The organism is Planomonospora corallina (assembly GCF_042650625.1).
Lineage (GTDB): Bacteria > Actinomycetota > Actinomycetes > Streptosporangiales > Streptosporangiaceae > Planomonospora_B > Planomonospora_B corallina.
Window position 1 is genome coordinate 24,906 of the sequence record NZ_JBHSBM010000062.1, and the last position, 6,440, is coordinate 31,345.

The 6,440-nt window shown below is 74.2% G+C and carries 7 protein-coding genes and 1 pseudogene; 5 read left to right on the plus strand and 3 right to left on the minus strand.

Annotation, left to right across the window (positions count from 1 at the left end):
- Positions 1–61 precede the first annotated feature (61 nt).
- The 3 genes from ACFOWE_RS31510 to ACFOWE_RS31520 all read left to right on the plus strand — a co-directional run bounded on the left by ACFOWE_RS31510 (position 62) and on the right by ACFOWE_RS31520 (position 2,443).
- Entirely contained in the window at positions 62–397 is a 336-nt protein-coding gene (locus ACFOWE_RS31510) for a PadR family transcriptional regulator (RefSeq protein ID WP_068924404.1), read from the plus strand.
- A complete protein-coding gene (locus ACFOWE_RS31515) occupies positions 394–1,344 on the plus strand; it encodes a permease prefix domain 1-containing protein (RefSeq protein ID WP_377294321.1) in 951 nt (316 codons plus the stop codon). Before ACFOWE_RS31510 ends, ACFOWE_RS31515 begins: the two co-directional genes overlap by 4 nt.
- Positions 1,345–1,477: 133 nt before the next feature.
- Positions 1,478–2,443 carry an NAD(P)-dependent alcohol dehydrogenase gene (locus ACFOWE_RS31520; protein WP_377294323.1) on the plus strand — a complete coding sequence of 322 codons (966 nt, stop codon included), beginning with the start codon at positions 1,478–1,480 and terminating at the stop codon, positions 2,441–2,443.
- Positions 2,444–2,555: 112 nt separating this feature from the next.
- Here the strand turns inward: ACFOWE_RS31520 and ACFOWE_RS31525 are convergent, their stop codons facing one another.
- Entirely contained in the window at positions 2,556–3,455 is a 900-nt protein-coding gene (locus tag ACFOWE_RS31525; protein ID WP_377294324.1) for an NAD-dependent protein deacetylase, read from the minus strand.
- A 188-nt stretch (positions 3,456–3,643) separates the two neighbouring features.
- Between ACFOWE_RS31525 and ACFOWE_RS31530 the strand changes: the two genes are divergently transcribed.
- A complete protein-coding gene (locus tag ACFOWE_RS31530; RefSeq protein WP_377294326.1) occupies positions 3,644–5,050 on the plus strand; it encodes an SWIM zinc finger family protein in 1,407 nt (468 codons plus the stop codon).
- 125 nt (positions 5,051–5,175) lie between these two features.
- Positions 5,176–5,694, plus strand: coding sequence for an AAA family ATPase (locus ACFOWE_RS31535; RefSeq protein ID WP_377294328.1), 519 nt, complete (start codon positions 5,176–5,178; stop codon positions 5,692–5,694).
- Between the two features lie 234 nt (positions 5,695–5,928).
- Here ACFOWE_RS31535 and ACFOWE_RS31540 read toward each other — a convergent pair whose 3' ends face one another.
- Positions 5,929–6,222, minus strand: coding sequence for a hypothetical protein (locus ACFOWE_RS31540; RefSeq protein ID WP_377294330.1), 294 nt, complete (start codon positions 6,220–6,222; stop codon positions 5,929–5,931).
- Positions 6,219–6,440 (minus strand): annotated as a pseudogene (locus ACFOWE_RS31545) (slipin family protein); the annotation flags it as partial. The gene ACFOWE_RS31540 and the pseudogene ACFOWE_RS31545, both read right to left, overlap by 4 nt.

A 6,440-nucleotide genomic window follows, 5' to 3' on the forward strand; every position in this document is an offset into this window, starting at 1 on the left:
CCCGAGCCTTTCCGCCACCACGGCCTTCCAATACTGTGTGCCACACACTATTGTGTTAGTCATGCTGGACGATGAGCTGCTCTCGACGCACCTTCAGGAACTGCGGCGAGGGACCGTCGTGCTCGCCTGCCTGCTCGTCCTGAAGCAGCCGAACTACGGATACGCCCTGCTCGACCTGCTCGACAGATCGGGTTTCGCCGTCGACGCCAACACCCTCTACCCGCTCCTGCGCCGCCTCGAGAAACAAGGGCTGCTGACCAGCGACTGGAACACCGAGGAGTCCAGGCCGCGCAAGTTCTACCGCACCAGCGACCTCGGCGCCGCGCTCGCCGACGCCCTGAACCGCGACTGGGACGAGCTCGACACCGCACTGCGCACCCTGAAAGGGGGGTCATGACCACCACGCGCACCCTCACCGACCGCTACGTCGAGGCGACTCTGAGCCGCCTGCCCGGCAGGCAGCGCCCCGACATCGAGAAGGAACTACGCGCCTCGATCGCGGACGCCGTCGACGACCGCATCGACGCCGGAACCGATCCCGCCGAAGCGGAACTCACGGTGCTCACCGAACTCGGCGACCCGGTACGGCTGGCCGCCGGCTACGCGGAGCGCCCGCTCCAGCTCATCGGCCCCGCGCTCTACCTCGACTACACGCGGCTGCTGACGGCCCTGCTCACGACGGTCGTGCCCGCGGTCGCCGTCGCCGTCGGGCTCGTGGGCGGCCTCCAGGGCACCCCCGCCCTCCGCGTGGTCGGCGACACGCTCAACGCGGCGCTCACGACCGGCGTGCACATCGCCGTCTGGACCACCCTGCTCTTCGCGATCATCGAACGCGCCGCCGCCCCGCACCGGACGCCGGCCCGGCCGTGGACCCCGTCCGCGCTCCCGGAGCCGCCCAGCCGCCGCCTGCGGTACGCCGAGCTGATCACGGAGTCCGTCGCACTGGTCCTGTTCACCGCCTTCATATTGCTCTCACCGCTGGTGAGCACCCGGACCGACGCGGACGGCGCACCCATCGGCGTGTTCTCGCCCTGGTTGTGGGAGACCGGCGTCGTGTACGCGTTCATCGCCCTGCTGGTCGCGAGCCTCGGCTTCTCCTACGCCAAGTACTACCTGCGCTGGAGCGCTCCCCTCGCCGTCGCCGGGTCGCTCGTCGACATCGCCTGCCCGGTCACATCGATCTGGCTCGCCGCCAACGGAAAGGTGCTCAACCCGGCCTTCGTCCAGGCGGCCGGCTGGCCGGCGGACGTTCCCCGGTGGATCGGCACCGGGATCGTCGTGATCTCCGTACTCACCGTCGTCCACACCGTCACCGAGGGGATCCGCCGAGCGCGTCACCGCTGAGCTCACCGCTGAGCGAACGCCGGTCCCCGCTCCCGGCGGCCCCTGCCCCCGACCACAACGCCGGACGGACCCCGCCGGCGCGATGCCCCCTGCCCGGAAACCGTCCCGTCCGTCACCGAAACGAGGAACGTCCATGAAAGCGATCATCCGCCAGGCGTACGGCTCGGCCGAGGTCCTGCGCTACGCCGATGTCGACAAGCCCGTCCCCGCCGACGACCAGGTGCTCGTGAGGGTCCGCGCCGCCTCGATCAACTACGGCGACCGGGTCGACATGCACGGCTCCCCCACCATCGCGCGCCTGATGCTCGGGCTCCGGCGGCCCAGGCAGCCCGTCCTCGGCCGCGCCGTCGCCGGGACGGTGGAGGCGGCCGGGGCGAAGGTGACGGGCCTGCGGCCCGGCGACGAGGTGTTCGGCGAGACGAACCAGCAGGGTTTCGCCGAGTACGTGGCGGTGCCGGAGACGCGCCTGGCCGTCAAACCCCCGGAGGTGACCTTCGCCCAGGCCGCCACCCTGCCGATCGCGGCGACGACCGCGCTGCAGGGGCTGCGGCTCGCCGAGGCCGGGCCCGGCCGGACGGTGCTCGTCAACGGGGCCTCCGGTGCGGTCGGCACCTTCGCCGTACAACTCGCCACGCTGCTCGGCGCGGAGGTGACCGGCGTCTGCAGCACCCGCAACGCGGAGCTGGTGCGCTCGATCGGCGCCCACCACGTGATCGACTACACCCGCGAAGACCTCACAAACGGCACGCGCCGATTCGACGTCGTCTTCGACCTCCTGGGCAACCATCCGCTCTCCGGCTTCCGCCGGGTGCTCACCCCCAAGGGCGTCCACATCGCCTCCCACGGCAACATCGGCACGTTCCTCGGGCCCCTGCCGCGGTTCGCCGCCATCGTCGCGATCTCGCCGTTCCTGAGCCGGCGGCTCCGCGTCCTGAACGACAAGCCCACCGCCGAGGACCTGGCCTTCCTCTCCGAACTCGTAGCGGCGGGGAAGCTCACCCCGGTGATCCAGCGGACCTACCCCCTGAGCGAGACCGCCGACGCGGTCCACCACCTCGAAACGGAACACGCCCGCGGCAAGATCGTCCTCACAGTGTGACCCCGGCCCGGCGGAGACCGGCGCGAGCGGGAGGGCGTGCCGGGCCGGCAGGGTCCCGCGCAGCCGCGTCCGGTGCGGGCGGGCGACCGGCGGGCACGTCCCGGCCGCGGGCTCAGCGCGCCGGGACGAGCGCGGACAGCAGCGCGGTGAGGGCCGGGCCGAGCGGGGCGTCGAGGGTGAGGAGGGCGTCGGCGTCGCCCCGCGTCGGGCCCCGGTTGACGATCGCGACGGGGATGGAGCGCTCGGCGGCGTGGCGGACGAACCGGTAGCCGGACATCACGGTCAGCGAGGAGCCGAGGACCAGCAGCAGACCGGCGCGCTCGGTCAGCGCGTAGCACTCCTCGACCCGGGGCCGCGGCACGTTCTCCCCGAAGAAGATCACGTCGGGCTTGAGCAGGCCGCCGCAGTCGGCGCAGTCGACGACCTGGAAACTCTCGACCAGCTCGTCGGGGACGGCGGCGTCGCCGTCGGGGTTGACCGTCCCGTCCTCGGCGTGCCAGCCGGGGTTGGCCTCGCGCAGCCGCCGGTCGAGCAGGTCGCGCGGGGTGCGCCGGCCGCAGCCGAGGCAGCGGACGCGGTCGAGACCGCCGTGCAGCTCGATCACCTGCCGGGCGCCGGCGGCCTGGTGCAGGCCGTCGACGTTCTGCGTCACGATCCCGGAGACCAGGCCGCGCCGCTGGAGCTCGGCGACGGCGCGGTGGCCGGCGTTGGGGGCGGCGCGGGCGATGTGCCGCCAGCCCAGGTGGCTGCGGGCCCAGTAGCGTCTGCGGGCCGCGGCGCTGCCGACGAACGTCTGGTACGTCATCGGCTCGGCCCGCCGCCTGCGGCCGGTCTCTCCTCGGTAGTCCGGGATGCCGGACTCGGTGGAGAGCCCGGCCCCGCTCAGGACCACCACCTCGCCGTCCGCGACGAGGTCGGCCAGGAGATGGAGCCGGCGGCCGGCGGCCGGGTCCGCCCGGCCGGACGACCCGCCGGGCACGTCGCCGGGGTCCTCGCTCACCACCCGCCTCATCCATCCATGGTGCCCGACGCCCGCGCGTGCCCGGGCCGTCGGGGACCGGCCTCCGGGCCCCGATCCTCCCCCCGGCCCCGCTCCGGCTCCCGGCCCTCGCCCCGCCCCGGGCCTCTCGTCTCCCGTCCGGTGTCCGCTCCGCCCGCCGTTCGGGATCTTTGTCGGTGCCGGTCCCTATCGTCCCCGGCATGACGAACGCAGTGCAGGCGTACTCCTACGCCGCCCCCTCCGCGCTGGTGGGAGATCAGCTGGGACTGTCGACCTCGGGCGGCCGGACCGCCCGCGGCCTGGTGACCCACCCCAGATTCTTCAGCGGCCTGGTCACGCAGGCGGCCCCGGCCGCGGCCGGGCTCCTGGCCGTCGCCGACGTGGCGCTGGCGCGCTACCACCAGCCCCGGGCGGGCGGTTGGACCCGCGACCCGGTGATCACCTGCGACGGGGAGCGGCTCCGGCTGGAGTCCTTCTCCGCCTGCGGCGGCGTGTACGCCCGGCTCGACCTGCTCGGCGGGGCGCTCGACGGCGAGGTGTTCGACCGGGGCACGACCAACGTCGACGTCAACGGCCCGCTCCGGGAGGCGCTGGCCCGCGTCGGCGGGCGCGACCCGCTCCACCTGGGGGTGGGCGCCGACGAGCTGACCGTCACCACGCTGGACGGGGCGGTGGTGGAGAAGAAGGTGCCGCTGCCCGAGCGTTGGCTGCGCGGCTTCGCGGAGGTCCAGGTGATCGCCTCGAAGTTCGACCTGCGCGCCGAGCTGGCCGGGATGGCGGCGGTGCGGTTCCTGCGCGGCCTGCCGAAGAAGGCCTCCGCGAACCTGTGGGCGGTCCCGGCAGGGCGCGACCTGCGGGTGAGCGGCTCGCCCGCGCCGGGCGGGGTCTGCCTGGCCGGGGCCGGGAGGCTGGCCACGCTCCACCCGCTGCTCCGCTTCGCCAGGAAGCTGCGCGTGTACGGTCCCGCCGTGACCGGTGAGACGGCCTCCAGCGCGTGGGAGCTGGAGCTGCCGGGCATGCGCTACACCCTGGTCCTGTCCCCGCAGACCTGGCGGGGGTTCTCCGGGGAGGGCGCGGTCCTGGACGACCTGGCCGGCCAGGACGCGGAGGCGGACGCCGACGTGGTCGGCATGCTGCTCAACTTCGAGCCCACCGTGGAGATCGGGCTGCTGTCCGGCCGGTCGGGGCTGACCCCGGCCCGGGTGCGGGCCGCGCTCACCCGGCTCGGCACGGCCGGGAAGGTCGGCTACGACCTGGCCGAGGCGGGCCACTTCCACCGCGAGCTGCCCTACGACCGCGAGCACGTCGAGACGCTGAACCCGCGCCTGGCCTCGGCCCGCAAGCTCGTGGCCGCCGGGGCCGTGCGGCTCGCCGGGCCCGGCGCGGCGCTGGTGACCACCGCCGGGGGAGAGCGCAGGGTCCGCCTGGAGGAGGGCTCGTGCACCTGCGAGTGGTGGTACGACCACCGGGGCTCCCGCGGCCCGTGCAAGCACGTGCTGGCCGCCCGCATCGCCGCCCGCGACGCCGCCGGAACCGGAGCCGTGCCCGCCGGACCCGGTGCGGGGACCGTACCGGCGGCCGACGCCCCGGCCCCCTCAGAGGCCTGAGCCCGGGGCTCGGAGGGCCGGACCGCTCCCGCCCTCTCGGCGCCGGTCCCGGGACGGGGGCCGACGCCGGCGGGCGTCCGGGCAGACACCCCGCACGGTGAGAGCCGCACGGGTAGGCTGATGTGATGATCATCTGGCTGAACGGGACGTTCGGAGCGGGCAAGACGACCACCGCCGGGGAGCTCGTCCGGATGCTGCCGGGGGCCAGGATCTTCGACTCGGAGTACGTGGGCTTCATGCTCCGCCACGTCGAAGGGCTGCCGGAGGTCAGGAACTTCCAGCAGTGGCCGCCCTGGCGCGGCCTGGTCGTGCAGACCGCCGTCCAGCTGCTCGACTACCTCGGCGGGGTGCTGGTCGTCCCGCAGACGGTCCTGGTGGAGGAGTACTGGGCGGAGATCCGCACCGGTCTGGAGAAGGCGGGCGTCCCCGTCCGGCACTTCCTGCTCCACGCCGACGAGGAGACACTCACCCGCCGGATCGAGACGGACACCGTCGAGGCCGGGGCCCGGCGGTGGCGGCTGGACCATCTCGCCGACTACCGCGAGGCTCTGCCCTGGCTGCGCCGCGAGGCGGAGTCCGTCGACACGACGGGTGTCCCGCCTGCGCGGGTCGCCGAGATCGTCGCCGGTGTGACCGGCACCTGAGCCCAGGGCGACGGGGCGCCGCAAAGGCCGGGCGGGGGCACCGGGTCGCGCGCCCCCGTGGTCCGCAGGCCCGGCGTCCCGTGCCGCCCCCTCGCCACGGGACGCCGGAGATCCGTCACCGCTGCCCGTGCCGACGACGCCGATGACCACGATGGCACCGATCAGCCCGAGGACCGCCCTCGGCAGGATGTGCTTCTTCCTGGGGGCGGGCGGGAGATCCGTGTCCGCGCAGCCTCAGCCCTTCCTCTCCGGAGACTCCCGCTCGTGGCGCGCACGGGCCCAGCGCAGGCCGCCGGCGACGGCGATGGCGGCGCCGATCGCGCCGGCGATCAGGCCGGCGAACATCCACAGGAACAGCGGGCTCAGGCCGGCGCCGCCCCGCGGGTGGCCCGCCATGCTCCCGCCGAGGAAACCGGCGAGCGGGGCGAGCACGGCCAGGATCGCGCCGAGGATCATCATGCGGAGGCCGCGCCGCGCGTGCGGCTCCCGCCGTTCGGCGCCGGGTGAGTTCGGGCCGGATCCGGTCACGGGTTCCTCCTCGCGACGGCGGTCCCGTTCACCGCGGTGGGGAGCTTGTCGAGGAACGGGCCGATGATGTCGATGGGCAGCGGGAAGACGATGGTGGAGTTCTGGTCGGCGCCGAGCTCCAGCAGGGTCTGCAGATAGCGCAGCTGCAGCGCCGCCGGGCTCCGGCTGAGCGTGTCGGCCGCCTGGCGCAGCTCCTCGGAGGCCTGCAGCTCGCCCCG